General features: G+C 64.4%; 23 protein-coding genes. 15 read left to right on the top strand and 8 right to left on the bottom strand.

Translation table 11 applies throughout. The features are described 5' to 3' along the window. Nucleotides 1-3 precede the first annotated feature (3 nt). From HA399_RS12380 to HA399_RS12390, 3 genes are all read left to right on the top strand, one after another. Nucleotides 4-525: a MerR family DNA-binding transcriptional regulator gene (locus HA399_RS12380; protein ID WP_317292249.1), complete on the top strand. Its 522-nt coding sequence runs from the start codon at nucleotides 4-6 to the stop codon at nucleotides 523-525. Nucleotides 526-889: 364 nt separating this feature from the next. Next, a complete protein-coding gene (locus HA399_RS12385; protein ID WP_404326979.1) occupies nucleotides 890-2,587 on the top strand; it encodes an AMP-binding protein in 1,698 nt (565 codons plus the stop codon). After that, nucleotides 2,584-3,579, top strand: coding sequence for an SAM-dependent methyltransferase (locus tag HA399_RS12390; RefSeq protein ID WP_404325134.1), 996 nt, complete (start codon nucleotides 2,584-2,586; stop codon nucleotides 3,577-3,579). Before HA399_RS12385 ends, HA399_RS12390 begins: the two co-directional genes overlap by 4 nt. 482 nt (nucleotides 3,580-4,061) lie before the next feature. On the opposite strand, the gene HA399_RS12395 is transcribed toward HA399_RS12390, so the two are convergent. Genes HA399_RS12395 through HA399_RS12405 form a run of 3 tightly spaced genes read right to left on the bottom strand, consistent with a single transcriptional unit; the run spans nucleotide 4,062 to nucleotide 6,534 of the window. Continuing rightward, the gene (locus HA399_RS12395; protein ID WP_404325135.1) at nucleotides 4,062-5,024 is read right to left on the bottom strand and encodes a biotin-dependent carboxyltransferase family protein; all 963 of its coding nucleotides are present in this window, start codon (nucleotides 5,022-5,024) and stop codon (nucleotides 4,062-4,064) included. Then, nucleotides 5,021-5,767, bottom strand: coding sequence for an allophanate hydrolase subunit 1 (locus tag HA399_RS12400; protein WP_404325136.1), 747 nt, complete (start codon nucleotides 5,765-5,767; stop codon nucleotides 5,021-5,023). Before HA399_RS12400 ends, HA399_RS12395 begins: the two co-directional genes overlap by 4 nt. Then, complete coding sequence (locus HA399_RS12405; RefSeq protein WP_054555509.1) at nucleotides 5,767-6,534, bottom strand: 5-oxoprolinase subunit PxpA; 768 nt, start codon at nucleotides 6,532-6,534, stop codon at nucleotides 5,767-5,769. The genes HA399_RS12400 and HA399_RS12405 overlap by 1 nt, the downstream gene beginning before the upstream one ends. Before the next feature lie 282 nt (nucleotides 6,535-6,816). On the opposite strand from HA399_RS12405, the gene HA399_RS12410 reads away from it, so the two are divergent. The 5 genes from HA399_RS12410 (at nucleotide 6,817) to HA399_RS12430 (ending at nucleotide 11,669) form a co-directional block, all read left to right on the top strand. After that, nucleotides 6,817-7,257 (top strand): VOC family protein, encoded by a 441-nt coding sequence (locus HA399_RS12410; protein ID WP_404325137.1) that lies wholly within the window; start codon nucleotides 6,817-6,819, stop codon nucleotides 7,255-7,257. 132 nt (nucleotides 7,258-7,389) lie between these two features. After that, nucleotides 7,390-8,301: a LysR family transcriptional regulator gene (locus HA399_RS12415; protein ID WP_107336255.1), complete on the top strand. Its 912-nt coding sequence runs from the start codon at nucleotides 7,390-7,392 to the stop codon at nucleotides 8,299-8,301. 224 nt (nucleotides 8,302-8,525) lie between these two features. Next, nucleotides 8,526-9,545 (top strand): TRAP transporter substrate-binding protein, encoded by a 1,020-nt coding sequence (locus tag HA399_RS12420; protein WP_404325138.1) that lies wholly within the window; start codon nucleotides 8,526-8,528, stop codon nucleotides 9,543-9,545. A gap of 260 nt (nucleotides 9,546-9,805) precedes the next feature. Continuing rightward, nucleotides 9,806-10,363, top strand: coding sequence for a TRAP transporter small permease (locus HA399_RS12425; protein ID WP_043331335.1), 558 nt, complete (start codon nucleotides 9,806-9,808; stop codon nucleotides 10,361-10,363). A gap of 1 nt (nucleotide 10,364) precedes the next feature. After that, complete coding sequence (locus HA399_RS12430; protein WP_043331336.1) at nucleotides 10,365-11,669, top strand: TRAP transporter large permease; 1,305 nt, start codon at nucleotides 10,365-10,367, stop codon at nucleotides 11,667-11,669. 364 nt (nucleotides 11,670-12,033) lie between these two features. Here the strand turns inward: HA399_RS12430 and HA399_RS12435 are convergent, their stop codons facing one another. The 3 genes from HA399_RS12435 to HA399_RS12445 form a co-directional block, all read right to left on the bottom strand. Continuing rightward, complete coding sequence (locus HA399_RS12435) at nucleotides 12,034-12,201, bottom strand: hypothetical protein (protein ID WP_404325140.1); 168 nt, start codon at nucleotides 12,199-12,201, stop codon at nucleotides 12,034-12,036. A 225-nt stretch (nucleotides 12,202-12,426) separates the two neighbouring features. Further along, nucleotides 12,427-13,992, bottom strand: a complete 1,566-nt coding sequence (locus HA399_RS12440; RefSeq protein WP_404325141.1) for a glycine betaine ABC transporter substrate-binding protein — start codon at nucleotides 13,990-13,992, stop codon at nucleotides 12,427-12,429. Between the two features lie 8 nt (nucleotides 13,993-14,000). Continuing rightward, nucleotides 14,001-14,741, bottom strand: a complete 741-nt coding sequence (locus HA399_RS12445; RefSeq protein ID WP_131432512.1) for an ATP-binding cassette domain-containing protein — start codon at nucleotides 14,739-14,741, stop codon at nucleotides 14,001-14,003. A gap of 533 nt (nucleotides 14,742-15,274) precedes the next feature. Here HA399_RS12445 and HA399_RS12450 point away from each other — a divergent pair. From HA399_RS12450 to HA399_RS12475, 6 genes are all read left to right on the top strand, one after another. Further along, nucleotides 15,275-16,444 (top strand): isovaleryl-CoA dehydrogenase, encoded by a 1,170-nt coding sequence (locus HA399_RS12450; protein WP_404325142.1) that lies wholly within the window; start codon nucleotides 15,275-15,277, stop codon nucleotides 16,442-16,444. Between the two features lie 56 nt (nucleotides 16,445-16,500). After that, nucleotides 16,501-18,108 carry a carboxyl transferase domain-containing protein gene (locus HA399_RS12455; RefSeq protein WP_404325143.1) on the top strand — a complete coding sequence of 536 codons (1,608 nt, stop codon included), beginning with the start codon at nucleotides 16,501-16,503 and terminating at the stop codon, nucleotides 18,106-18,108. A gap of 83 nt (nucleotides 18,109-18,191) precedes the next feature. After that, nucleotides 18,192-19,031 carry an enoyl-CoA hydratase-related protein gene (locus HA399_RS12460; protein WP_404325144.1) on the top strand — a complete coding sequence of 280 codons (840 nt, stop codon included), beginning with the start codon at nucleotides 18,192-18,194 and terminating at the stop codon, nucleotides 19,029-19,031. Nucleotides 19,032-19,197: 166 nt separating this feature from the next. Further along, on the top strand, nucleotides 19,198-21,459 hold the full coding sequence (locus tag HA399_RS12465) for an acetyl/propionyl/methylcrotonyl-CoA carboxylase subunit alpha (protein WP_404325146.1): 2,262 nt from the start codon (nucleotides 19,198-19,200) through the stop codon (nucleotides 21,457-21,459). A 5-nt stretch (nucleotides 21,460-21,464) separates the two neighbouring features. Continuing rightward, nucleotides 21,465-22,406, top strand: coding sequence for a hydroxymethylglutaryl-CoA lyase (locus tag HA399_RS12470; protein ID WP_404325147.1), 942 nt, complete (start codon nucleotides 21,465-21,467; stop codon nucleotides 22,404-22,406). 274 nt (nucleotides 22,407-22,680) lie between these two features. Continuing rightward, nucleotides 22,681-23,016, top strand: a complete 336-nt coding sequence (locus tag HA399_RS12475) for a zinc ribbon domain-containing protein YjdM (protein ID WP_043331342.1) — start codon at nucleotides 22,681-22,683, stop codon at nucleotides 23,014-23,016. 174 nt (nucleotides 23,017-23,190) lie between these two features. Here HA399_RS12475 and HA399_RS12480 read toward each other — a convergent pair whose 3' ends face one another. Further along, nucleotides 23,191-23,559, bottom strand: coding sequence for a hypothetical protein (locus HA399_RS12480; RefSeq protein WP_043331343.1), 369 nt, complete (start codon nucleotides 23,557-23,559; stop codon nucleotides 23,191-23,193). Nucleotides 23,560-24,027: 468 nt separating this feature from the next. On the opposite strand from HA399_RS12480, the gene HA399_RS12485 reads away from it, so the two are divergent. Then, complete coding sequence (locus tag HA399_RS12485) at nucleotides 24,028-24,882, top strand: SDR family oxidoreductase (RefSeq protein WP_404325149.1); 855 nt, start codon at nucleotides 24,028-24,030, stop codon at nucleotides 24,880-24,882. 141 nt (nucleotides 24,883-25,023) lie between these two features. On the opposite strand, the gene trxC is transcribed toward HA399_RS12485, so the two are convergent. Continuing rightward, nucleotides 25,024-25,461: a thioredoxin TrxC gene (trxC, locus tag HA399_RS12490; protein WP_043331344.1), complete on the bottom strand. Its 438-nt coding sequence runs from the start codon at nucleotides 25,459-25,461 to the stop codon at nucleotides 25,024-25,026. Between the last annotated feature and the right edge of the window lie 191 nt (nucleotides 25,462-25,652).

Genomic DNA, 25,652 nt, shown 5'->3' on the forward strand with positions numbered 1-25,652 from the left:
CCCATGACAGATACGATGATGACCCCAAGTCCTGACCCCAAATCCCGGGCAACGCCTGATGGCGCGACACACGATACCGGTGTGGAGTCCCTGCTGAGCACCACCAGCACCAGCGACGCCATCCGTCCGACCCAGCGCACCTGGAGCATCGGCGAGCTGGCACGGCATTTCGACGTGACCACGCGCACCATCCGCTTCTACGAGCAGGAAGGTCTGCTGCACCCGGAGCGGCGCGGTCAGACGCGCGTCTATCGCGACAAGGACCGCGTGCGTCTCAAGCTGACCCTGCGCGGCAAGCGACTGGGCTTCTCGCTGGCCGAGATTCGTGAAGTGGTCGACCTCTACGACGCCGCCGACGGCGGTGGCGAGAAGCAGCTCACCCGCCTGCTTGGCATCCTGAGCGAAAAGCGTGAAGGCCTTGAGCGTCAGCTGCGCGATCTCACCGCCATGCAGCGCGAGCTGGATGACGTCGAGACACGTGCCCGCGAAGCCCTAGCCCGCCTGGCCGGCGACAGCGAGAGCTGATTGGAATCCACAACACCAGACCCCACTCGCGCCAGCAACAGCTATATAACTGCCGGCTACACAAGTGACAGCGACTAGACTGCCTATAGAGAATCGTCTGTCGAAAACTGACCAGCGCCTCGCGAGTGCGGGCGACAGCAGACTGCCGGAGAGCAGCGCGTCGCCCGCTGATCACGCGACTCATGACAAGACGACAGCACGACCAGACGACAAAAACGAAAAGAACGAAAAGAACGACAACACTGCGTCACCGCCTCCCTGAGGCGGCTCCCCCTGACAAGCCTTGCCTCACCAATAACAACCAAGGACACAGGAAAGCACCATGTCACAGGACGCCATCGCCACACGCCAGCCTGCCAGCGAAATGGCACACGCAAGCCAATCAGCCAGCTATCTCAGCGCTACCTCCGACACGCCACTGATGGGAGAAACCATCGGGGATTGCCTCGATCGCATCTGCGCGCGCTGGCCCGAGCGCGACGCCCTGATCAGTCGCCATCAGGGACTGCGCTACACCTGGGCCGAACTGCACGCAGAGGTCGAGCGCGTGGCGCGCGGCCTGCTGGCGATGGGCATCGAGCGCGGCGACCGCGTCGGCATCTGGGCGCCCAATCGCGCCGAATGGACGCTGATCCAGTACGCCACCGCCAAGATCGGCGTGGTGCTGGTCAATCTCAACCCGAGTTACCGCGGCCATGAACTGGCCTACGCCCTCAAGCAATCCGGCGCGGCGACGCTGATCTTCCAGTCTCGCTTCAAGGCGTCCGACTATGTGGCGATCCTCGAGGAGCTGTTCCCTGAGGCCAGGGAGGCCCGCGGCCGTGATGGCATTCACAATGGCGCGCTGCCGGACCTCAGGCGCCTGATCTGCTTCGAGGCCGAAGATGCCCTGCCCGGCATGCTCAACTGGCAGGATGTGCTCAGCGGTGCCGCTAGCGTCTCCGTCGAGACACTCAGCGAGCTGCAGGCCAGTCTGACCTTCGATGACCCGATCAACATCCAGTACACCTCCGGCACCACCGGCGCCCCCAAGGGCGCGACCCTCTCGCACCACAACATCCTCAACAACGGCTTCTTCGTCGCCGAGCGCATGAATCTCAGCGAGCACGACAAACTGGTGATGCCGGTACCGCTCTATCACTGCTTCGGCATGGTGATGGGCAATCTGGGCTGCCTGACCCACGGCGCCGCCATCGTCTATCCGGAAGCGGGCTTCGATCCGCTGGCCACCCTGCAGGCGGTCAGCGAGGAGAGCGCCACCGCGATGTTCGGCGTGCCGACGATGTTCATCGCCGAACTCGAACACCCGCGCTTCGCCGAATTCGACCTCACCAGCCTGCGTACCGGCACCATGGCCGGCTCCATCTGCCCCATCGAGGTGATGCGCCAGGTCATCGAGCGCATGCACATGCGCGAGGTCACCATCGCCTACGGCATGACCGAGACCAGCCCGGTCAGCCTGCAGACCACCCGTGAGGCGCCGCTGGACAAGCGTGTCTCCACCGTCGGCACCCTGCACCCGCATCTGGAGATCAAGATCATCGACCCTGACAGCGGGCGCGTGGTACCAGTCGGCGAGAAGGGCGAGCTGTGCACGCGGGGTTACAGCGTGATGCTGGGCTACTGGAACAACCCGGAGGCCACCGCCAAGGCCATCGATGCCGGCCGCTGGATGCATACCGGCGACCTCGCTACGCTGGATGAAGACGGCTACGTGACGATCGTGGGACGTATCAAGGACATGATCATCCGCGGGGGCGAGAACATCTATCCGCGCGAGATCGAGGACTTCCTCTATACCCACCCGGCAGTGTCGGACGTGCAGGTGATCGGCGTGCCCGATGAGCGGTATGGCGAGGAAGTGATGGCATGGGTCAAGCTCAAGGAAGGCGAGCATCTCGATGAACCGGCGCTCAAGGCGTTCTGCCAGGGACGTATCGCTCACTTCAAGGTGCCGCGCTACATCAAGTTCGTGGAGGAATTCCCGATGACCGTGACCGGCAAGATCCAGAAGTTCAAGATGCGCGAGGCCGCGACGCAAGAACTGGGACTGGCCAGGTGAGCACGTCACGTGAGGAGGAGGATGACGCCCCCGCCACACGCCACCTGAGCAGCGCTCGTCAGCAGGTCGCCCACTATGCGGCGAGCCACCATCATGCGGCCCTCGACGAGGCGCTCGAGACGCTGATCGATGCCCACCCGAGCGGCGCACTGCCGATCATGGCACTGGCCGGGCTGGACCAACTGCATCTGGGTGGCGTGACAGGCACCCGCGAGCTGCTGGCCCTCGCCCAGCTGGAGCCCCAGTCGCGGGGGCTGGCGATGCTCGAACTCGGCGCCGGCCTTGGTGGGCTGGCACGGCATATTGCCAGCCAGTCGCGTGACACGGGCGCAAACCACCACATCACCACGCTGGATCTCTCGAGCAGCCTCTGCGAGCTGGCGATCGCCCTCAACCGGGCCACCGGACTGCGCGAGTCGATTCGCGTGCTGGAGGGCGACGCCTGCTACCCCGAGCTGCATCCGGCACTCTCGGGCCGCCGCTTTGATCGCCTCTTCAGCCAGCATCTGCTGGTGCATCTGAGCGACAAGGTCAGCACGCTCACGCAGTGGCATGACTGTCTCGAGCAGGATGGCTATCTCCTGCTGCACGAGCCGGTGCTCAGCGTGCAGGCGCAGGCGTTTGGCGAGCGCCCTGCCCTGCCACTGCCCTGGGCGCTGTCACCGCGTGGCGACCAGCTGGCCAGCTGCGAGGAGCTGCATGAGGCGATGGCCAGCAGTGGCTTCGAGGTCGATGCCCATGTCGAGCTGACCGATCAGGTGCTGAGCTGGCAGGCGCGGCGCATGCGCGAGAGCACCCGCGAGCAGCCCGGTGCCTACCGTGATGAAGCGCCTGTGCCCTCGCCGGCCATGCTGGCCGCCCGCGGCCTGACGCCGGAACTGGTGTTCGGCCCGGCCTTTTCCCAGATGCAACGCAACCTGATGCTGGCCCTGGAAGCCGGCTGGCTGGAGGTTCACCTGTGGCGCCTGCGCAAGCGTCCTGCCAGGCAGTGAAAGGCGCGATGAATCAGCAGAACTCACCGCAGGGATGCGGCGAGGAAAAAATTAGGAAACAGCGCTCGCAAATGACTGGCATCCGCCTGCCTCAACCGTTATTCTTGCCAGTACAGTCCCGTTCGGGGGATAAGCCGTTCGTTACCCGTCAGCATGTGAGGGTAATGTGCCCGACATGATGACCGCATTGCTTCGTGTTTCATCGATACCCACGAGTCAGTGCAACGTTTCCCGATGCTCGCGCAACGTTTCTCCGGGAATCTGTTCATCAAGGGTGTGATCTGATCAATCACTCCCAACAGCATCAAAGATTCCCTCACGGGAAAACCGAAAGGGCCTCCACTTGGAGGCCCTTTTTTTGTCTGCACGCTTCGATCCAGGCGCTCAGGTCTGCACGCGTTGATCTGCAGGCTCGGGTCTGCACGTTCAGATCTAGACGCTCTGATCTGCAGGCGTCGAGCTGAAAGCTCCGCTGCGGCGCATCACGACTGCCAGCCGGCCAGCACCTCGAGGTGATCACGACGCGCCTGTCCCGGTGTCACGGCCGCCAGTCGCACCCGAGTGCCCGGCACACATTGCCCGAGCTGTGCACAGGCCAGTGGCGTCAGCGCGCCAAGGCGCGGGTAGCCGCCGATGGTCTGGCGATCATTGAGCAATATGATGGGCTGGCCATCGGCCGGCACCTGCACGGCGCCCAGCGGAATACCCTCGGACACCATGCCCGCTCCTTCACGCTCGAGACGCGGGCCGGTCAGACGCACGCCCATGCGATCGGCGCGCCCATCCACCGCCCATTCGCTGTTGAAGGCGCGATAGAGGCTGTCGCCACTGAACTCGGCGATCTGCGCCCCCACGACCAGCGGCAATTCAAGCGCCTCGCCTTCCCTGGCGGCCAGCGACTGCTGCCATGCCTGTGCCGAGGCTGGCAGCTCGCGCAGCGACAGCTCATTGCTGGCAGCGGTCAGCACATCACCGCTGGCCAGTGCCCGCCCTTCGCCATCCAGCCCGCCGAGGCCATCGCGCACCGTGCTGGCGGCACTGCCCAGCACCGGGGCGACATCCAGGCCACCGGGGAAGGCCAGATAGGCGCGCAGGCCAGCAACGGGACGCTCGAACTTGAGCTGCTGTCCGCTGGTCACCTCGAAGGCCTGACCCGGCGCGAGCGCCTCGCCGTCGAGGGTCGCGGCCAGGTCCGCACCGCACAGCGCCAGGGTGCCGGCCTGTTCGACCTTGAGCAGCAAGCCGCCGCCCATGGTGATCTCGAGTCCCGGCGCATCATGGGCGTTGCCCAGCAGCCAGTTGGCCCAACCCAGCGACACCCAGTCCGCTGCCCCACCCTGGGTCACGCCCAGATGACGCACGCCCAGACGGCCAGCGTCCTGCACCAGTGCCAGGGCACCACTTCGCTCGACGCGCAGCGTCGTCTTCGTCTTCACGTCGCTCATGCGCGTTCCTCCAGCGGGGTGACATCGCCGCCCAGGCGAACGAATTCCTCTCGGCTCACGGAGACAAAGCGCACGCGATCACCGGGCATGAAACGGCTGGACGGTTCACCGGCCTCATTGCGCCCGAACAGCGTGATGGGCGTACGGCCCAGAATGTTCCAGCCGCCGGGTGAGCGAGACGGGTAGATGGCGGCCTGACGGTCGGCGATGCCGACGCTGCCGGGGGCGATCTTCTGACGCGGCGTCTTGAGACGCGGCGTGGTCAGCGCCTCTTCCAGCACGCCCATGAAGGCGAAACCGGGCGCGAAGCCGAGGGCGAACACGCAGTAGTCATGCGCCCCGTGGCGCTCGATCAGTGCCTCGACGCTGATGCCCAGCCGCGCGGCGATCGGCGCCAGCTCCGGCCCGACACTGTCGTCATACCAGACGGGCACTTCATGCAGCTGGCCCTGCTGGCCACTGCCCGGCGCGAGATCCGCCAGCGCGGCCTGGATGCGGGCACGCGCCTCGCCTTCTTCCAGCGCGGCCACATCGTAGTGCAGCAGCAGCGTGGTGTAGGACGGCACCAGATCGACCAGCGACGCGCCGAAGGCTTCACGCAGCGCACTGTCGGCGGCCAGCACCCAGGCCATGTTGGATTCCTCGATGCGATCGAACAGCCGGATGATCAGCGAGTCCATGCCGACGGTCTCGAGGCGCAGTTGCGGTGACGTGCCACGGCCGTGGCTGTCAGCCCCCGCCATCAGGCACCCGCCAACGTATCGAAGGCTTCACGGATGGCGCGCACCGCGGCCACGGACTCGGCGTTGTCACCGTGCACGCACAGCGTATCGGCGGACAGCACCAGGTCACCGCCGCTGCTGTCGGTCAGCGCTTCACCACGCGCCAGCGTCACGGACTGGGCGATGATCACCTCGCTGTCATGATGCACGGCGCCCGGCTCACGACGCGACACCAGGTGGCCGCGTGAGTCATAGGCACGGTCGGCGAAGGCCTCGAACCACAGCGTGATGCCCATCTCGTCGGCCAGCGCCTGCATCGGCGCGGGGTTGGCGGTTGCCATCACCATCAGCGGCAGGCTGGCGTCATAGCGCACCACGGCCTGCATGACGGCGCGCAGCAGCGTCGGGTCGGCGGCCATGTCGTTGTAGAGCGCACCATGCGGCTTCACGTACTGGACACGAGTGCCTTCGGCGCGACAGATGCCATCGAGCGCGCCGATCTGATAGAGCAGCATGTCCTCGACTTCGGCAGGCGAACACGCCATCGAGCGACGGCCGAAGCCTTGCAGGTCCGGGTAGGCCGGGTGCGCACCGATGCGCACGTCATGCTTGACCGCCAGACGCACGGTGCGACGCATGATGGTGGGGTCGGAGGCGTGGAAACCACAGGCGATATTGGCGCAGTCGACGAAGGGCATGACCTCTTCATCCAGACCGATCTTCCAGTTGCCGAAGCTTTCGCCCATATCGCAGTTGAGCAGGGGGAGGGAGGGAGCAGAGCGGGACATAGCGGAACCTCACAGGTCAGATCTTGTGTGTTGTTATGCCTCCACTCTATGTAAGGGGCCGCCTTGGTATCCAATCGTATTTTATGATTCGTCATATCGGTGAAATCTTTCATCATCTTGCGCCATGAAAGCACCGGCCGTGTATCGCTTGCCCGACAGCGCGCGTCATGCTTCTGTCTTGGGCGAGCCGAGCGGTGACTTCAGGGCCTGTCAGCCCGCCCACCGCTGGTCTGAAGTCATTCTTTGCGCAGCCGAATCCCCAACAACAACAGGAGTTTCACCATGGCCGTCAGCGACCCGTTCCACCTCGCCATCCAGGTCCGCGATATCGCCGAGGCACGCCGCTTCTATGGCGAGTTTCTGGGCTGCCCCGAGGGCCGCTCGTCCGACAGCTGGGTCGATTTCGACCTCTATGGCCACCAATTCGTCTGTCACCTGAATCCGGCGCTGGCCGACCCGGCAAGCGCCGTCGCTCAGCACCGCAATCCGGTCGATGGCCATGGCGTGCCGGTGCCGCACTTCGGCGTGGTACTGGAGATGGAGGCCTGGCAGGCACTGGCGGACCGCCTCATCGCCGAGGGCGTCACCTTCGAGATCGAGCCCCATATCCGCTTCAAGGGCGAACCCGGCGAACAGGCGACGATGTTCTTCCTCGACCCCACCGGCAATGCACTGGAATTCAAGGCCTTCAAGGACCGCGAAAGCCAGCTGTTTCGCAAATGACGTGAGCGACCCGCGCAAGCGAATGAGCCCGCGCCCGGCCTGACGCGGGCCATGCCCCGTGATGAAAGCTGACGCCCCGCGCTGCATGCGGCAAGATGGGCGGTCTTCACGATTCATCACGGGGCATCTGCCATGTTCGACTTCAAGGAACTCGAGGCCTTCGTCTGGGTGGTCCGGCTTGGCTCGTTCCGCAAGGGCGCGACCAAGCTTCACCTGACCCAGCCCTCCATCTCGGACCGCATCAACCGCCTGGAAGCCACCGTCGGCGAATCCCTGCTGGAACGCGCCACCCGCCCCATCCAGCCCACCCTGCGCGGGCGAGAGTTCTTCGCCCACGCCGAGCGCCTGCTCAGTGGCCGCGACGAAGCCATGCGTCTGTTTCAGGAAGAAGGCGCCTTCTCAGGCACCCTGCGTCTGGGCGTGATCGAGACCATCGCCAACAGCTGGTTCCCCGCCTTCATGCGCCAGCTGGCCGAACGCTATCCCAAGCTGACGCTGGAAATGACCGTCGACATCTCGCCCTCCCTGCATCAGCGTCTGGCCGACAATGATCTCGACATGCTGTTCGCGATGGACAGCGCCGCCATGGGGCCCTACGCCACCCAGACTCCGCTGTGCACCTTCGAGATGGGCATGTTCGCCTCGCCGACCCTCGCCGAGCAGCTGGCCGAGGATGGCGAGCGCTTCGCCTCCACGCCATTCATCTCCTTCAGCAAGCAGGCGCGCCCCTATACCGAGCTGGTCAGCTATCTGTCGGAACAGGGCATCACCCAGCCCAAGGTGCACTGCACCAGCACCCTGATGACCATCCTGCGCATGAGCAGCGAAGGGCTTGGCATCGGCGTACTGCCGGTCGCCACGGTGGAGGATGTCATCAGCCACGGCGAACTGGTGCGCCTGCCACTGAAGACCCCATTGCCGCCAATGGTCTATGAAGCCATCTGGCGCAATGCCAACTATCCCGATTTCTGTGCCAGCGTGGCACGTCTCGGCCGCCAGTGTGCCGAGACCTACTCGCAGCAACACGCGCATTCCGATCCCTGATCAGGCCGCCTGCCATGCGCTGAGTCAGGGTTGATCGCGCCCTGCCCTGCATCAGATCAGCGTCAGACCAAGGTCTAACAATATCGTCAAAGGCTTTCATGCGACGACACTGTGAAAGATTTCATCGATACTACGCATCAGAATTAACGATTGGACGGGATGGCCCGTCGCTTGAAGAATGAAATTGTCTGCCGACAACATTCAATAATAATGAGGAACAAGACATGCGTAAGCCCAACGATTCCCTCACTCGCAAGACCCCGACAGTCAAGTCCTTCGTCTGGCTGGCGACAGTGGGTGCCCTGGCCTTCAGTGGCTCGGCACTCGCGGCACAGTGGAACCTCGCCACACCGTATGGCGATGCCAGCTTCCACACCAAGAACACCAAGCAGTTCGCCGAGGACGTCACCGAGGCTACCGATGGCGAGCTGACCGTGACCGTGCACAGCGGCGGTTCCCTGATCTCCCACGGCGAGATCAAGCCTTCCGTGCGTCGCGGCACCGTCCAGGCCGGTGAGATCTTCCTGTCGATTCTCTCCAACGAATCGCCGGTCTACGAGCTGGACACCCTGCCGGGCGTCGCCTCCAGCTACGAAGAAGCCTTCGCCCTCTGGCAGGCCTCCAAGCCGGACATCACCGAGCTGTTCGCCAAGGAAGGTCTGATGCCGCTGTACGCGGTCGCCTGGCCGGCCCAGGGCATCTACACCGATTTCGACCTGACCGACGTCTCCCAGCTCAAGGGCCTGCGTATCCGCGCGCCCAACATCAACACCCAGCGCTTCGTCGAGAACGTCGGCGGCAAGCCCACCGAGACCGAAGAAGCCGACATCCCCACCGCCTTCAGCACCGGCCGTGTCGACGCGATGATCACCTCCAGCTCCACCGGCAAGTCCATGTCGGCCTGGGATTACGTCAAGCACTACAACGACGCCAAGCTGTGGCTGCCGAAGAACATCGTCTTCGTCAACAAGCGCGCCTTCGATCGTCTCGACGAGAGCACCCAGCAAGCCGTGCTCGATGCCGCCAAGGCCGCCGAGACCCGCGGCTGGGAAGCCAGCAAGGCCGATGCCGACGAGAGCGCCAAGGTGCTGACCGAGAATGGCTTTACCATCAGCGAGCCTGACGCCAAGCTGGCCGAAGACTTGAAGGCCGCCGGTGACAAGCTGTTCCAGGACTGGAAGTCGCGTGCCGGTGAAGAAGGCCAGCAGCTGCTCGAGCGCTACCGCGCAGACCTGGATGTCTGAGATTCGCTCGCAAGCCCGACTGCCCGGCGCTGAACGCTGGTCACGTCGCTGAGCGCATCGACCGTGCACTGCCTGAGCAACGTCTGAGCATTGCCTGAGCGCTGCAGATGTCCTGATTGACCCCAGCTGCAGCGTTGCTATCCCGCCACGCGATATGCCACTCGAGACCCCGACACCTGCCGTCCGCCGGCAGGTGACCCACGGACAAGCCTGTGCGCAGCATCGCGTGGCCACCCTCACCTTCCCTGTGAGCGCCCGTCATGACCTATTTCTTCGACAGACTCTATCGCCTCGGTGCGTGGGGTGCGGCGGCCTGCATGCTGCTGATCTGCACCCTCGTCAGCCTGCAAGTCTTCCTGCGCCTGATCGACGCCATCATGGTGATGTTTGGCGCCGAGCGTCTCGGCTTCGAGATCTCCGGCGTGTCGGAAATGGCTGCCTTCCTGCTGGTCGGCGCCACCTTCCTGAGCCTCGCCTACACCTTCACGCATCACGCCCATATCCGCGTGACGCTGGTCATCAACCGCCTGCCGGCCGCCGTGCGCGTATGGATCGAAAGCCTCGCGCTGCTGATCGCACTCGGCCTGAGCGTGTTGATCACCCATGAACTGGTACTGCTGGTCGGCGAGAGCCTCGAGTACCACGACATCTCCTCCGGCCTGCTGGCGCTGCCGCTGTGGATTCCGCAGAGCGTGCTGGTCGCCGGTACCGGCCTGCTGTGCCTGGCGATTCTCGAGACCCTGATCGCCACGCTGCGCACCGCCTTCACTGCGCCCTCAAGCTATGTGGCGCCCGAGCCCGAAGACGGAGCCGAATGACATGCTGACACTCATCCTCGTCACTCTGCTGGCCCTCGCCTTGCTGCTCGGCAGCGGCGTGTGGGTCGCCTTCTCACTGATCGGCACCGGCTGGATCGTGCTGACCTTCTTCTCCACCTTCGAGACCGGCCCGATCCTGGCCTCCGATTTCTGGGGTGCCAGCTACGGCTGGGACCTGACCGCCCTGCCGATGTTCGTGTGGATGGGCGAGATCCTGTTCCGCTCCGGACTGGCCGACAACATGTTCCGCGCGCTGGCACCGTGGCTCAATCGCCTGCCGGGCCGCCTGCTGCACTCCAACATCATCGGCAGCGGTCTGTTCGCCGCCGTGTGCGGCTCCTCCGCCGCCACCTGTGCCACCGTCGGCAAGATGACGCTGCCGGAACTTGAACGTCGCGGCTACGACAGCAACCTGGCCATCGGTACCCTCGCCAGTGCCTCGACCCTCGGCCTGCTGATTCCGCCGTCGATCATGATGATCGTCTACGGCGTGGTCACCGAGCAGTCCATCTCGCGTCTGTTCATCGCCGGCGTCCTGCCGGGCATGCTGCTGCTGGCCCTGTTCATGGGCTACCTGGCGATCTGGTCGAAGGTCGTCGGTGAGCCGCAGGGCCGCGCCGGCCATGACGAGCCGCACATGGGCTTCATGGCCAAGCTGCGCAACAGCGCCCAGCTGATTCCGCTGCTGGCACTGATCGGCGGCATCCTCGGCAGCATCTACGGTGGCCTGGCGTCACCCACCGAAGCGGCCGCGGTCGGCGTGGTACTGTCGCTGATCATCGCGCGCCTCAACGGCCACATGACCGCCGCCACCTTCAAGGAATCGCTGTTCGCGGCGCTGCGCACCTCGTGCATGATCGCCTTCATCATCGCCGGTGCCTCCTTCCTGTCCTCCGCGATGAGCTTCACCCAGATTCCGATGCAGCTGGCCGAAGGCATCGCCACCCTGGGACTGTCGCCGACCATGCTGCTGGTGGTGCTGACGCTGTTCCTGCTGATCCTGGGCTGCTTCCTCGACGGCATCTCGCTGATCCTGCTGGTGACCTCCATCATCATGCCGGTCATCGAAGCCGCCGGTTTCGACCTGATCTGGTTCGGTATCTACCTGATCATCGTGGTCGAGATGTCGCAGATCACCCCGCCGGTCGGCTTCAACCTGTTCGTGATCCAGAGCCTGACCGGCAAGGACATCATCACCATCACCAAGGCGACTCTGCCGTTCTTCCTGCTGATGATCTTCTCCATCGTGCTGATGCACGTCTTCCCGGAGATCGTGCTCTATCTTCCGCAGGCCATGAACAACTGATCATCTGACCCCGATGCCATGGATGGCAGCTGGTAGCGCTTCCAGTCTCAGGAACCGCAGCTGTCGGCACCTCTATCGGTCGACCCTTGCCTCAAGGGCGCCGAGCGTCACGGCAGACATACGGTGACGTGCTTGCAGACCTCCCCCTCGGGGAGGTCTTTTTTATGCCACCTGTCCAGCGCTTGCCGCTCGCCGCCCACATAGCACTGCGACTGAAAGCACCGTCCTCGCACACACAGCCTTGCCCCACACAGCTCAGCTCAGATCGGCACACGCATACGCACACGCACACGAAAAAGCCGCCCCTTCCTTGCCGTGAGGCAGAAAGGGGCGGCTTCTTCGTCAACCGACAGGCGAGGCTAGATCAGGACAGATGATCCGCCGGTGCGCTGGCCGGGGTGTCGATCATCGCGTGACCTTTGCCGCCACCGCCGTGACCACCATGGCCGTGGCCATGACCGAACAGACCACAACCACTCAGGGCCAGAGTCGCCGCGACCAGTGCAATCGGAAACAGATTTTTGATACGCATGAATCTCTCCTTCAAAGGGGGTAGAGGCTGCTGCAAGGCCGGGCCGTACAAGATTGCCCGGCGCTGTCTGCAAGCCCTGTCAGCAAGCCCTTACTTTCCCCTTCACATTACTCTGATCGACGACCAACGTTAAACCTTCGCAGCAGCCTTCCTTTTTTACTGCACGCCTTGTACAAGAGTTGCGACATGATTGTCGTGTAATGTACTACGCCGTTTTTTTCCGGCTCAGCGAGCCTTCAGGCCCCGCATATGCGCCGGTATCACCAGGCGCTCGAACAGCTCGAACAGCAGCTCGGCACAGATGGCCAGCAATGCCGCGGGAATCGCCCCGTAAAGCACCAGATCATAGTCATTGAGCGAAAGCCCGGTGACGATCGGCTCGCCCAGCCCCCCGGCGCCGATGAAGGCTGCCAGCGTCGCGGTGCCGATATTGATGATGGCGGCGGTCTTGATACCGGTGAGCAGATTGGGCGTCGCCAGCGGCAGGATGACGTGACGCAGCTGCTCACGACGCGTCAGGCCCATGCCACGTGCCACCTTGACCAACAGCGGGTCCACCGTCAGCAACGCGGTGATCGCCGCGCGGATGATCGGCAGCAAGGAATAGACGAACAACGCGATCACCGCCGGTACCACCCCGATGCCGAACAGCGGAATCATCAGTGCCAGCAGCGCGATGGAGGGGATGGTCTGCAGCAGGCCGGTGACGTAGAGCACCACCCGCGAGACCTTCGGATTGCGATAGACAAGCAGTGACAGCGGCAGGCCGACCAGACACGCCAGCAGCAGCGCGGACAGCGTCAACTGCAGGTGCTCGATCAGATTGGTGCCCAGCTTGTCCCACTTGGCGCCGCTGACTTCACGCTGCTCGGTGGTGATGCCCTGCTCCTGAATGAAGCGACTGGCGACCTGGGCGAAGCTCTGCTCATCGGTGGAAACGCGGGCGTTGAGCGCCTGCATGCTGTCTTCATCGAGGCTGCCCGCCAGCTGGTTGAGCGCCGCGACGGCATCTTCCGGCAAGGCGGCATTCACGAAGGGCACCGCCAGATACTCGGGGAAGTAGCCCTTGTCATCGTCGAGCAGCACGAAGTCGAAGCGCTTGATATCGCCCTCGGTGGAATAGGCATCGGTGGCGTCGATCTTGCTCTTGCGCAGCGCCTGATAGGCGATGCCGTGCTCGATGCCACGCGGCACCTGGGAAAGGCCGTATTCCGCGGCCAGCCCCGGCCAGCCATCCGGACGCTTGATGAACTCATGCGACATCGCGACGGACAGATCCGGGTGATCGGCCATATCGCCGATGGTACTGATGCCCAGCGACTCGGCCTGATCGCGGCGCATGCTGACGGCGTAGGTATTGTTGAAGCCCAGCGGCTCGAGCACGCGCAGGCCCTGCTCGCGGCTCAGCTCGTCAAGCTTCTCGAGCGGAGGCACGTCATCCAGCTTGAGAATGGCGTGGGCCAGGGTGCCGGTGTATTCGGGATAGACATCCAGCTCGCCTTCCGCCAGCCCCTGATAGGTGATGATGGTCTGCCCCAGCCCCAGACGGCGCTCGACCGTGAAGCCGGCGTCCTCCAGCACCTGCGCGAAGATCTCGCCCAGCAGATGCCCTTCGCGGTCAGCCTTGGAGCCGACCACGATCGGCTTGTCCTCGGGCCATGTCGCGGCTTCCTCTTCCGCGCTGGCAAGCGGGCTGGTCACCAGCGCCCCAAGACTGGCAAGCGCCAGACCGGCGACCATCAACGCGCCGGACAGCCCGCGGCGCGAGCGTTGCAGGACGGGAGTCGTCATCAGCGTCTTCATGCGCGAGCCTCCAGCAGTCGGGCCACGCGCTCATCCGCTGGCGCCGTGGTGATGGTGTCGGGACTGGCGGCCTGCAGCACCACGCCGGGCGCCATCACCACCATGTGATCGGACAGGCTCAGCGCCTCGTTCATGTCGTGGGTGACCATCACCACGCTGCGCGGCTCCTCCTGCTGCATGCGCTGGAACTGGGCATGCACCTCGATGCGCGTGATCGGATCGACCGCCGAGAAGGCCTCATCGAGCAGCAGCAACGGTGGCTCCAGCATCATGGCGCGACACAGCCCGACGCGCTGGGCCTGACCGCCGGAAATCTCGTGGGGATAGCGCGTCAGCAGCGCCATGTCGAGATCCATCATCTGGAACAGACGCGCGATACGTGCCTTGACGCGCTCGGCGCTCCAGCCTTCGCGGTCAGCAAGAATGGCAACGTTGTCGCGCACGCTGAGATGGGGAAAGAGGCCGATCTGCTGGACGGCATAGCCGATGCGGCGGCGCATGGCTGGCAGGTTGGCGTAATCGACGGCGGCGCCGAACACCTTCACCTCGCCTTCATCCGGGCGGATCAAGCCATTGATCAGCTGCAGCAGGGTCGATTTGCCACAGCCGCTGGCACCGACCAGGGCGGTGATGCGGTCACGCGGCAGTTCAAGATCAATGCCTTCAAACAGGCGCTGACCGGCAAAGCCCTTGTGCAGGCCGCTGAAGCGGACTGCCGGGGCGGTGTCATCACTCATCGAGTAGGTCCTTCTAGGCAGGTGAGCATGAGTCTGGAATGGTGGAATGCGCTGGCGAGTCAGCGCACTTGCACACTAAAGAGTGCCGGTGACACCAGGCAGGGGACGGGAATGCTCCCCACTGACGCCCTCACGACTTCCTCAATCAACAGTGACTACAGCGTCTCAGCTTATCAAGTCACCCCGGCGATGCCGGAGCAATTTCGTTTCCTGAGCTGACTTTCTCGACTTGAGTTTCTCTACCTGACACTCCCCTTCCCGAGTCTCCCTGCTGACCTTCTGCCGCAAGCCCTGCGACCTTGGTCAAAGCGCCGCATAATGACCTTTACGTTAACGTCAACTTTGACCTAGAGTAATTTCCATCACACGCCAAGGCGGCCCATGGCGGGCGGACTTGATAAGCCCTACGTGACAGACCGTTCGCGACAGACCCTTCGCGACTGACCGTTTGCGACAGACGTTCGCCATCAGGTCATCACAGCCCTTGGCGGGCCTTGCTCATCGCGCTTCACCGATCTACAGGATGCCAGATCATGCACAGCCTCTATTCACCGCTGGATTTCGGACTCGACGAGACACACACCCTGCTGCGTGAGCAGGTCAACGCCTTTGCCCGCGACGAGATCGCCCCGCGCGCCGCCGAGATCGATGCCAGCAATGCCTTCCCCGATGACCTGTGGCAGAAGTTCGGCGACATGGGCTTGCTCGGCATTACCGTGCCCGACGAGGACGGCGGCAGCGGCATGGGCTATCTGGCGCACTGCATCGCGATGGAAGAGATCTCGCGCGCCAGCGCCTCGGTGGCGCTCTCCTACGGCGCGCATTCCAACCTGTGCGTGAACCAGATCAAGCTCAACGGTACTCCCGAACAGAAGGCACGTTATCTGCCGAAACTGATGAGTGGCGAGCATGTCGGCGCGCTGGCGATGTCAGAACCCGGCGCCGGCTCTGACGTGGTCTCGATGCAGCTCAAGGCCGAGCTGCGTGGCGATCACTACGTGCTCAACGGCAACAAGATGTGGATCACCAACGGCCCGGATGCCCACACCCTGGTGGTCTACGCGAAGACCGACCCGGACGCCGGCTCCAAGGGCATCACCGCCTTCATCATCGAGCAGGACTTCCCCGGTTTCTCCACTGCCCAGAAGCTCGACAAGCTCGGCATGCGCGGATCCAACACCTGCGAACTGGTCTTCCAGGATTGCCAGGTGCCGGTCGAGAACGTGCTGGGTGAGGTCAATCGTGGCGTCAAGGTGTTGATGCGCGGGCTCGATTTCGAGCGCACCGTACTGGCCGCCGGCCCCATCGGCATCATGCAGGCCTGCATGGACATCGTGGTGCCCTACCTGCATGAGCGTCGTCAGTTCGGCCAGGCCATCGGTGAATTCCAGCTGGTGCAGGGCAAGGTCGCCGACATGTACACCACGCTCAATGCCTGTCGCGCCTATCTGTATGCGGTCGCCAACGCCTGTGATCGCGGCCAGACCTCACGCAAGGACGCCGCGGGCGTGATTCTCTACTGCGCCGAGAAGGCCACCCAGATGGCGCTGGATGCCATCCAGCTGCTCGGCGGCAACGGCTACATCAACGAGTACGCCACCGGGCGCCTGCTGCGAGACGCCAAGCTTTACGAGATCGGCGCCGGCACCAGCGAGATCCGCCGCATGCTGATCGGGCGTGAACTGTTCAACGAGAGCGCCTGATACCTCTCGTCATCCCCTACTCTTTTTCGTCCCCCTTCGCCGCTGGAGCTTGCTCGATGGCCATACTGACCTCCCTGATCAATCCGCGCAGTGACCAGTTCCGCGCCAATGAAACGGCGATGCAGGCCGAGGTCGATCGCCTGCACCAGCTGCTGGAGGCCGTCGCGGCCGGTGGCGGTGACAAGGCGCGTGAACGTCACGAGTCGCGCGGCAAGCTGTTCGTGCGCGAACGCATCGACCACCTGATCGATGAAGGCTCGCCCTTCCTCGAACTCTCCGCGCTGGCGGCCCACGACGTCTACGACAGCCCCGTCCCCGGCGCGGGCCTGGTCACCGGCATCGGCCGCGTCAGCGGCGTGGAGTGCGTCATCGTCGCCAACGACGCCACCGTCAAGGGCGGCACCTACTTCCCGATGACGGCCAAGAAGCATCTGCGCGCCCAGGAAATCGCCCGCAAGCATCGCCTGCCCTGCCTCTATCTGGTCGATTCCGGTGGCGCGCATCTGCCCCACCAGGACGAGGTCTTCCCGGACCGCGACCACTTCGGCCGCATCTTCTACAACCAGGCCACGCTGTCTGCCGAGGGTATCCCGCAGATCGCCGTGGTGATGGGGTCATGCACCGCAGGCGGCGCCTACGTGCCGGCGATGGCGGACGAATCCATCATCGTGCGCGAGCAAGGCACCATCTTCCTGGCGGGGCCGCCGCTGGTGAAGGCCGCCACCGGTGAGGACATCAGCGCCGAGGCGCTGGGCGGCGCCGAGGTGCACTGCAAGATCAGCGGCGTGGCCGACCATCTGGCCGACAACGACGCCCATGCCCTGCAGCTGGCTCGCCGCGCCGTGTCGCGCCTCAACTGGCAACGCAAGGGCCAGCTCGCGCTGCGTGAATCGCGTCCGCCACGCCTGGACCCGCAGGAGCTCTACGGCATCGTCGGCACCGACCTCAAGAAACCCTACGACGTGCGCGAAGTGATCGGCCGCCTGGTGGATGACTCGGACTTCGACGAGTTCAAGCGCGAATACGGCGAGACGCTGGTCACCGGCTTCGCGCATCTGCATGGCCATCCGGTCGGCATTCTCGCCAACAATGGCGTGCTGTTCTCGGAAAGCGCCCTCAAGGGCGCGCACTTCATCGAGCTGTGCACCCAGCGCCGGATTCCGCTGATCTTTCTGCAGAACATCACCGGCTTCATGGTCGGCTCGCGCTACGAGCACGAAGGCATCGCGAAGCACGGCGCCAAGCTAGTGGCAGCGGTGGCCTGCGCCAGGGTACCCAAGTTCACGGTGCTGATCGGTGGCAGTTTCGGCGCGGGCAACTACGGCATGTGCGGGCGCGCCTATGACCCCAACCTGCTGTTCATGTGGCCCAACTCACGCATCTCAGTGATGGGCGGCGAGCAGGCCGCCAACGTGCTGGCACAGGTCAAGCGCGACCAGCATGCCCGCGAGGGGCGCGAGTGGCCCGCCGAGGAAGAAGAGGCCTTCAAGGCGCCGGTACGCGAGCAGTACGAGCGTCAGGGCCATCCGACCTATGCCAGTGCGCGCCTGTGGGATGACGGCGTGATCGACCCGCTGCAGACCCGCGACATCCTGGGGCTGTCACTGGCCGCGGCCATGAATGCCGAGATCGAGGACAGTCGCTTCGGTGTGCTTCGCATGTAAACCATCAAGCGCTACAACAATGATTGTGACCTGCACCGAATACCGATAGTCATCTTCAAGCTAACAGAATGGAAGAAAGCACGATGACAGAGCCGCGCCAATCGAGCCGACTCGAGATAGATCAACACGGCGTCGCCCGCCTCACTCTGCTGCGCCCCGAGGTGCACAACGCCTTCGATGACCTGCTGATTGCGGAGCTGAATCAGCACCTGGAGAGCCTGCACGCCAGAGCGAGTCGCGATGAAGTGCGTGTGGTGGTGCTGGCCTCCGAGGGCAAGAGCTTCTCGGCCGGCGCCGATCTCAAGTGGATGCAGCGCATGGTCGAGTATTCGCTGGAAGATAACCTCGCCGACTCACGCGAGCTTGCGCGACTGATGCAGCTGCTCGATGAGCTGCCCTGCCCCAGCGTGTGTCGTGTCCAGGGCGCCACCTTCGGCGGTGCCGTCGGTCTGGCGGCCTGCTGCGACATCGTGATTGCCGCCGAGCGAGCGCGCTTCTGTCTCTCCGAAGTGCGCATCGGGCTGGCACCGGCTGCCATCAGTCCCTACGTGCAGCGCGCCATCGGCTCACGCCAGATGCGCCGTTATGCCCTCAGCGCCGAGGTGATCGACAGCGCCACCGCGCAGCGCATCGGCCTGGTCCACGAGACCTGCCCCGATGAGCTGCTGGAGGCGCGCGTCACGGAGATGGTGCAGACCCTGCTGGCCACCTCGCCTGCCGCCAGTCGCGCCACCAAGGCCCTGCTCAGCGAGGTGGCTCAGGCCCCAGCCAGCGCCGCGACCCGTGAACGCTGCTGCGAGGTGATCAGCCAGCTGCGCGTCAGCGAGCAGGGTCAGGCCGGTCTGGCCGCCTTCTTCGCCGGCACGCCGGCGCCCTGGGTGCCGACCGAGAACCAAACAACCGAGACGTCGAAATCTTCGTGAACACCAGAGGCCTGAAGCCGCTGGCAGCATGTCGACGCTCTCGGCACTGGCCATCACTCTCGGTCATCACTCTCGGCCATCCACCTCGGCCATGCCTGCCGGATTTTTTCTTACGAGCTTTTCTCTTCCTGATTTCCCTAGCCACCTTCGCCACAGGACGCTTGCCATGAACGCCAACCGCGAGACAGACCAGACCCTCCCCGCCGGTTGCGGCGAGATCCGCAAGCTGCTGGTCGCCAACCGGGGTGAGATCGCCGTACGCGTGATGCGCACCGCTCGCGCGATGGGCATACAGACAGTGGCGGTCTATTCCGATGCCGACGCCGATGCCCTGCATGTGCGCGAGGCCGACGAGGCCGTGCGTCTCGGCCCCGCCAGCGCCCGCGAAAGCTATCTGGATATCAAAAAGGTGATCGCTGCCGCACGCAAAAGCGGTGCCGATGCCGTGCATCCCGGCTATGGCTTCCTGTCCGAGAACGCCGCCTTCGTCAGCGCGTTGGCCGAGGCCGGCATCATCTTCGTCGGCCCGCCCCAGAGCGCGATCGCCGACATGGGCGACAAGTCGGCCGCCAAGATGCGCATGCAGGCAGCCAATGTGCCGCTGGTGCCCGGCTACCACGGCGAGGACCAGCAGGATGAGCTGCTGCAGGCCGAAGCGGACCGCATGGGCTATCCGGTGCTGATCAAGGCCTGCGCCGGCGGTGGCGGCAAGGGCATGCGCGTGGTCGAGAGCGCGCGGGAATTTTCAGCGGCGCTGGCCAGCTGTCGCCGTGAATCCCGCGCCGCCTTCGGCGATGAGCGCATGCTGATCGAGAAATACCTGACCCAGCCGCGCCACGTCGAAGTCCAGGTGTTCTGCGACAGCTACGGTAGCGGTGTCTATCTCTTCGAGCGCGATTGCAGTGTCCAGCGTCGCCACCAGAAGGTGCTGGAAGAGGCCCCCGCGCCGGGGCTGACGCCGTCGCTGCGCCGTGAGATGGGCGAGGCCGCCGTGCGGGCAGCGCGCGAGATCGGTTATGTCGGTGCCGGCACCATCGAGTTTCTGCTCGACGCGCCGCAGCCGGGCAGCGAAAGCCACGGCGCCTTCTACTTCATGGAGATGAACACCCGCCTGCAGGTCGAGCACCCGGTGACCGAGATGGTTACCGGCGAAGACCTCGTCGAATGGCAACTGCGCATCGCGCGGGGCGAACGCTTGCCGCGCCAGCAGGATGAGCTGACGTTGACCGGCCACAGCTTCGAGGCACGCCTCTACGCCGAAGACCCGGACAACGACTTCCTGCCCGCCACCGGTGTGCTGGAACGCTTCCGGCTGGACCTGGCAGGGGCCGGGCTGACCACCCGGCAGGTACGCTTGGACAGCGGCGTCGCCGAGGGCGATGAAGTCTCGATGCATTACGACCCGATGCTGGCCAAGCTGATCAGCTACGGGCCGACACGCGAACAGGCGCTCGAGACGCTGCTGCGCGCGCTGGCAGCGCTGGAAGTGCGCGGCGTCACCACCAACCGCGCCTTCCTGTCCCGCCTGGCGGGCCATGCTGACTTCCGCGCCGCCGAGCTGGATACCCGTTTCATCGAACGCCACCACGACAGCCTGTTCCCCAGCGCGACGCTGGATCATGACAGCCTGGCGGCCAGTGCCTTGCTGGCGCTCTCGCGCCTGAATGAGCAAGCCAGCCACGGATCACCTTCGCGCTCCACATCACATCCGCGCCAAGTGCCCTGCGCCAGCCCGTGGGAGCGCCGCGATGGCTGGCGCAATGGCCTGCCACACCAGGTGCGCCTGGCGCTGTGTCTGCCCGCTGACGCCGATGCCGATGAGCGCAGCGAGAAGGTGGCGCATATCATCGCGCGCCGCCCCGTAACGCATACGAATACGCACACGGCGGGTACGTCATCCGGGAGTGATTCGCACGGCGACTGGCAGATTGAAGTGACCACTCACTTCGGCGAAGAAAGACAGACCACACACCATCTAGGCCGACTCACTCGCCTTGAAGGCAACGCCATTGCCGTGACGCTGGATGGCTATCGTCGCCGCTTCCAGGCAAGCCATGCGCCGGCCCGCGGCGGTGAAGTGCTGGTGCTGTCGTCAGCGCAACACAGCCAGTCCGGCAGCACTCCACAGGGGGAATCACGCCTGCTGTGGCGGCGTGCCGACGCCGTGGACCATGCGCGCCATGAGACCCAGGCGACCCTGAATGCGCCGATGAATGGCACCGTGGTCGCGCAGCTGGTCACGCCGGGCAGCCTTGTCCCGCAGGGCACGCCCTTGATGGTGATGGAGGCGATGAAGATGGAGCACACCCTCAATGCCCCCGCCGATGGCGAGGTCGCACAGTTCCACTTCTCGGCCGGTGACAGCGTGGTCCAGGGCGATGTGCTGCTCGAATTCACGGCTGCGCAGGTCGAGTCGGACAAGGAGTAGTCAGCATGCACTTTCCCCGCAAGGTACGCATCGTCGAGGTGGGGGCACGCGACGGACTGCAGAACGAGTCGGTGCCCGTCGCGACTGCTACCAAGCTTGAGTTGATCCGGCGTCTGAGCGACAGCGGTCTTGCGCATGTCGAGGCCGCCAGTTTCGTCTCGCCCAGGTGGGTGCCGCAGATGGCCGATCACCGCGAGATCATGCTGGCGCTGCGCGACAGCTCCGCCGAGTCACCAACTACCATGTCAACAACCACAAAGTCAGCGACCACTTACTCTGCCCTCACGCCCAACATGAAGGGGCTTGAGGCGGCGCTTGAGTGTGGTGTGCGCGAGGTGGCCGTGTTCGGCTCGGCCAGCGAGTCCTTCTCGCAGCGCAACATCAACTGCTCGATCGCCGAGTCGCTTGCGCGCTTTGCGCCAGTGGTGGAACACGCCCTCAAGGTCGGTGTGCGTGTGCGCGGCTATGTGTCCTGCGTACTCGGCTGCCCCTATGAAGGCCAGATAGCCCCCGCCGAGGTGGCTGCCGTCGCCCGCGAGCTCAAGGCCATGGGCTGCTACGAAGTCTCTCTGGGCGACACCATCGGCGTCGGCACGCCGCTCAAGGCCAAGCACATGCTGGAGCAGGTCAGTCGCGAGGTGCCGATCACACAGCTCGCCGCCCACTTCCACGATACCTACGGCCAGGCGCTCGCCAACCTCTACGCCGTGCTGGAAGAGGGAATCGCGGTGATCGACAGTTCGGTGGCAGGTCTGGGCGGCTGCCCCTACGCCAAGGGTGCCTCGGGCAATGTCGCCAGTGAAGACGTGCTCTATCTGCTTGAGGGCATGGGTATCGAGACGGGGGTGGATCTGGCAGCACTGGCCCGCACCGGTGACTGGATCAGCCGCACGCTTGGGCGGCCGAATGGCTCACGCGTCGGCCAGGCGCTGATGGCCAGTGGTTGAGGACGAGTTGCTGAGGGCGAGTGGCACAGGGCCAGTGGATCAGGGCCAGTGGTTCAGGGCGCGGCCAATCGAGGCCGGAAGCGGGGCCGCAATGGCGCGCGTTGATTGCGACCAAGGGCCGCACTGGATGGTCGCTGTCATGGAATCGGTGTAGGCTTGCCGCCGTTCGCGCACCGCTTGAGCCCGATGCGCGCCTTCCAACACCATGTCTCGGCCTGAATCTTCGCCCGTCTTGTGAGCGGGGGAAGCGCGAGACAGCTTTCAGGACACCGTGATGAGCGCCCTCCCGAACTGCCCGGCCTGCAATTCCGAATTCACCTACGACGACGGCATGCAGTACGTCTGCCCTGAATGTGCCCATGAGTGGTCCAAGGAAGCCGCCGTCGAGGAAGCCGGCCCGGTATTCCGCGATGCCAACGGCAACGAGCTGGTCGATGGCGACACCGTCACCGTCATCAAGGACCTGAAGATCAAGGGCACCTCCTCCGTCGTCAAGGTCGGCACCAAGGTCAAGAACATCCGCCTGGTGGATGGCGATCACGACATCGACTGCAAGATCGATGGCGTCGGCCCGATGAAGCTCAAGTCGATCTTCGTCAAGAAAGCCTGATCGCTCTGCTTGCCTGACACGACGATGCCCCGCCTGCGCTCTGTGCGCGACGGGGCATCGTCGTTTGCGGACTGTCGTTTCCAGCCCGCCATTTTCGGCTTGCCGAGGCGCCTTGCTCGGCCCGCTCTGGCCCGCCCTGGCCCGCTCCAACCTACCACCCCAGCAAGTGCTCACTCACTCCTCAGGCGACGTCTTGTCGAGCGGCGTGACCTTTGACAGGCGTATGCGGCGCTGACCGCCGACCTCGAATTCAAAGCGGCCACTCACCTGGACCTCGCGCCCGATATAGGCACCGATGCGCTCCGGTGGCAGCAACTCCAGGCGCTGCTGTCCTTCGCCTTCCAGCCAGTAGCGGTTGGGCACGTCTTCGCTGCGCACCCTGCCCTGCACGGCCACCTGCTCGCCCTGCCAGGCCTCGGAGTGTTCCAGCAGCGTCGCCACGCTGGTAGGGCGCGGGCCATTGACGCCATCGCATCCCGTTGTGGCCATCAGCATCACCGCCACGGCCACCATCGCCAGCCAGTGTTGCATCCCCTTGTTCATCTTCATTCCTCGTGCGACTGATACTTCATCGGGGGCTACCCGCTCGCTCATTCACTCGCTTGCGGCTTGAGGGGACTCGGGCAACGGCCCGGCAGTCGAGTTCCTCGCCCCTCGCGTCGAATGGCGATATCTCATGGTCACCCAGACGCACCTGACGCCTGACGTGGACTCATGCACAGTCTGACAGCTGCCACGCGAGGCGATAACTCCCTGACCAATAGAATCAGCCATCAGGATCAGTCCTCAACGCAGGCCGTGAGGCGCCGCGCCACCCGCCAGCCCCATCACGACTCTGAGGCCTGTCATGCTGAGGCATGGTCGCCGTGCGCGGTGTCTGCGGGCACCGCCCTTGTCTCGCGCGTCTGTCGCACCTATATCATTGCCCGCAGAGGCACACCGCGCCATCGACGATGCATGTGCGAAGCGCATCGTCATATCGCCCTGCCGGCACCTCATCAGGAGAATCACATGAAGACAGCCAAGGTGGCCTATATCACCGGCGGTGCTCAAGGCATCGGCCGCGGCATCAGCGACTACCTGCTCGCCCACGGCTGGCGCGTGGCCGTGGCGGATATCGATGCCGAGGCAGGCCAGCAATATCGAGAGATGAAGAAGCGACAAGCGCGCGGGCTCGCTGAAGAGTCTGCAGCGCCGCTGGGGGAACTTGCACAACGCTCGGAAGCGCCGCCTGGTGAGCAGCCCGCAGAGGACATCGGCGAGCGATTGCGCGTCTTCACGCTGGATGTGCGTGACGAGAAATCCGTGGCCGCCAGCCTCGCGGCTACCTGCGAGGCCTTCGGGCGGCTGGACGCGGTGATCAACAATGCCGCGATCGCCGATCCCTTCCAGGGCAAGCTCGAAGAGTTGTCACTCGAGCGCTGGCATCAGGTACTGGATACCAGCCTGACCAGCAGCTTCCTGACCGCCAAGCATGCGGCGCGTCATCTGCGCGAGACTGGCGGCAGCATCGTCAATCTGGCCTCCAGCCGCGCGCTGCAGTCCGAGCCGCACAGCGAAGCCTACGCCGCCAGCAAGGGCGGCATCGTCGCCCTCACCCACGCCATGGCGATGAGCCTCGGGCCGGAGATTCGCGTCAATGCCATCAGCCCGGGCTGGATCGACGTCAGTGCCCTGCAGAAAAGCGGCGAGGCCGAATCGCTGAGTGACGAAGACCACGCCCAGCATCCCGTCGGGCGCGTCGGCCATGTCGATGACATCGCCGCGCTGGTGGCCTTCCTGATCTCGGACAAGGCCGGCTTCATCACCGGCCAGAATCATGTCGTCGATGGCGGCATGACGCGCAAGATGGTCTATTCCGACTGAGACGACAAGGCCGACCGAGACGACAACGCCGACTGAGACGACAACGCCTGACGCGATTGCACGTCAGGCGTTGTCAGTTCTTGAGCTGCGTCCGGGTTTCCCTGAACGCTCAACTGCGGACTTCTCTTGAGCGGGCCGTGGTCACACCGCGTGCGGTGCCAGCCACTGCTTGAGCTGACCGGCCTGCATCACGCCTGATTCGCGCGCCAGCTCCTTGCCCTGCTTCATCACCAGCAGCGTCGGAATGCTGCGGATGCCGAAACGACCGGCCAGCGCCTGCTGGGCTTCGGTGTCGATCTTGGCGAAACGCACACGGGTGCCCATCTGCGCGGCGACTTCATTGAAGATCGGCCCCATCATCTTGCACGGGCCACACCAGCTGGCCCAGAAGTCGATGACCACCGGCATTTCACTGCGCACCACCAGAGCCTCGAAGTTGTCGCTGGTCAGTTCCAGCGGCTCCTTGGGCAGTACGGCGGCGCTGCACTTGCCGCAGCTGGGGTTGTCATCCAGACGCGCGGTGGCCACACGATTGAGAGCGAGACATTGCGGACAGGCCAGCACGAGGGATTCAGACATGATCGGACTCCAGAGAAATGGGGATGCGGCGCGCCACGTGACGGTCAACCGTCAGGTGCGTACCGATAAGCGCAGATCATACGACTCGTGGGCCAGGAAGCAATTGAGCCACCTTATCGCCCTGATTGGCTGGCTGTATGAGCCCGCCTGATCTGAACGAACTGAACGAACTGAACGCCCCCCCCTGCCCT

This window comes from Cobetia sp. UIB-001 (assembly GCF_044789135.1).
GTDB lineage: Bacteria > Pseudomonadota > Gammaproteobacteria > Pseudomonadales > Halomonadaceae > Cobetia > Cobetia amphilecti.

Coding starts and splice junctions, on each gene's coding strand:
- HA399_RS12380 (WP_317292249.1), top strand. CDS start 4: ATGACAGATACGATGATGACCCCAAGTCCTGACCCCAAATCCCGGGCA.
- HA399_RS12385 (WP_404326979.1), top strand. CDS start 890: ATGGCACACGCAAGCCAATCAGCCAGCTATCTCAGCGCTACCTCCGAC.
- HA399_RS12395 (WP_404325135.1), bottom strand. CDS start 5,024: ATGAGCGACGTGAAGACGAAGACGACGCTGCGCGTCGAGCGAAGTGGT.
- HA399_RS12400 (WP_404325136.1), bottom strand. CDS start 5,767: ATGGCGGGGGCTGACAGCCACGGCCGTGGCACGTCACCGCAACTGCGC.
- HA399_RS12405 (WP_054555509.1), bottom strand. CDS start 6,534: ATGTCCCGCTCTGCTCCCTCCCTCCCCCTGCTCAACTGCGATATGGGC.
- HA399_RS12410 (WP_404325137.1), top strand. CDS start 6,817: ATGGCCGTCAGCGACCCGTTCCACCTCGCCATCCAGGTCCGCGATATC.
- HA399_RS12415 (WP_107336255.1), top strand. CDS start 7,390: ATGTTCGACTTCAAGGAACTCGAGGCCTTCGTCTGGGTGGTCCGGCTT.
- HA399_RS12420 (WP_404325138.1), top strand. CDS start 8,526: ATGCGTAAGCCCAACGATTCCCTCACTCGCAAGACCCCGACAGTCAAG.
- HA399_RS12425 (WP_043331335.1), top strand. CDS start 9,806: ATGACCTATTTCTTCGACAGACTCTATCGCCTCGGTGCGTGGGGTGCG.
- HA399_RS12430 (WP_043331336.1), top strand. CDS start 10,365: ATGCTGACACTCATCCTCGTCACTCTGCTGGCCCTCGCCTTGCTGCTC.
- HA399_RS12435 (WP_404325140.1), bottom strand. CDS start 12,201: ATGCGTATCAAAAATCTGTTTCCGATTGCACTGGTCGCGGCGACTCTG.
- HA399_RS12440 (WP_404325141.1), bottom strand. CDS start 13,992: ATGACGACTCCCGTCCTGCAACGCTCGCGCCGCGGGCTGTCCGGCGCG.
- HA399_RS12445 (WP_131432512.1), bottom strand. CDS start 14,741: ATGAGTGATGACACCGCCCCGGCAGTCCGCTTCAGCGGCCTGCACAAG.
- HA399_RS12450 (WP_404325142.1), top strand. CDS start 15,275: ATGCACAGCCTCTATTCACCGCTGGATTTCGGACTCGACGAGACACAC.
- HA399_RS12455 (WP_404325143.1), top strand. CDS start 16,501: ATGGCCATACTGACCTCCCTGATCAATCCGCGCAGTGACCAGTTCCGC.
- HA399_RS12460 (WP_404325144.1), top strand. CDS start 18,192: ATGACAGAGCCGCGCCAATCGAGCCGACTCGAGATAGATCAACACGGC.
- HA399_RS12465 (WP_404325146.1), top strand. CDS start 19,198: ATGAACGCCAACCGCGAGACAGACCAGACCCTCCCCGCCGGTTGCGGC.
- HA399_RS12470 (WP_404325147.1), top strand. CDS start 21,465: ATGCACTTTCCCCGCAAGGTACGCATCGTCGAGGTGGGGGCACGCGAC.
- HA399_RS12475 (WP_043331342.1), top strand. CDS start 22,681: ATGAGCGCCCTCCCGAACTGCCCGGCCTGCAATTCCGAATTCACCTAC.
- HA399_RS12480 (WP_043331343.1), bottom strand. CDS start 23,559: ATGAACAAGGGGATGCAACACTGGCTGGCGATGGTGGCCGTGGCGGTG.
- HA399_RS12485 (WP_404325149.1), top strand. CDS start 24,028: ATGAAGACAGCCAAGGTGGCCTATATCACCGGCGGTGCTCAAGGCATC.
- trxC (WP_043331344.1), bottom strand. CDS start 25,461: ATGTCTGAATCCCTCGTGCTGGCCTGTCCGCAATGTCTCGCTCTCAAT.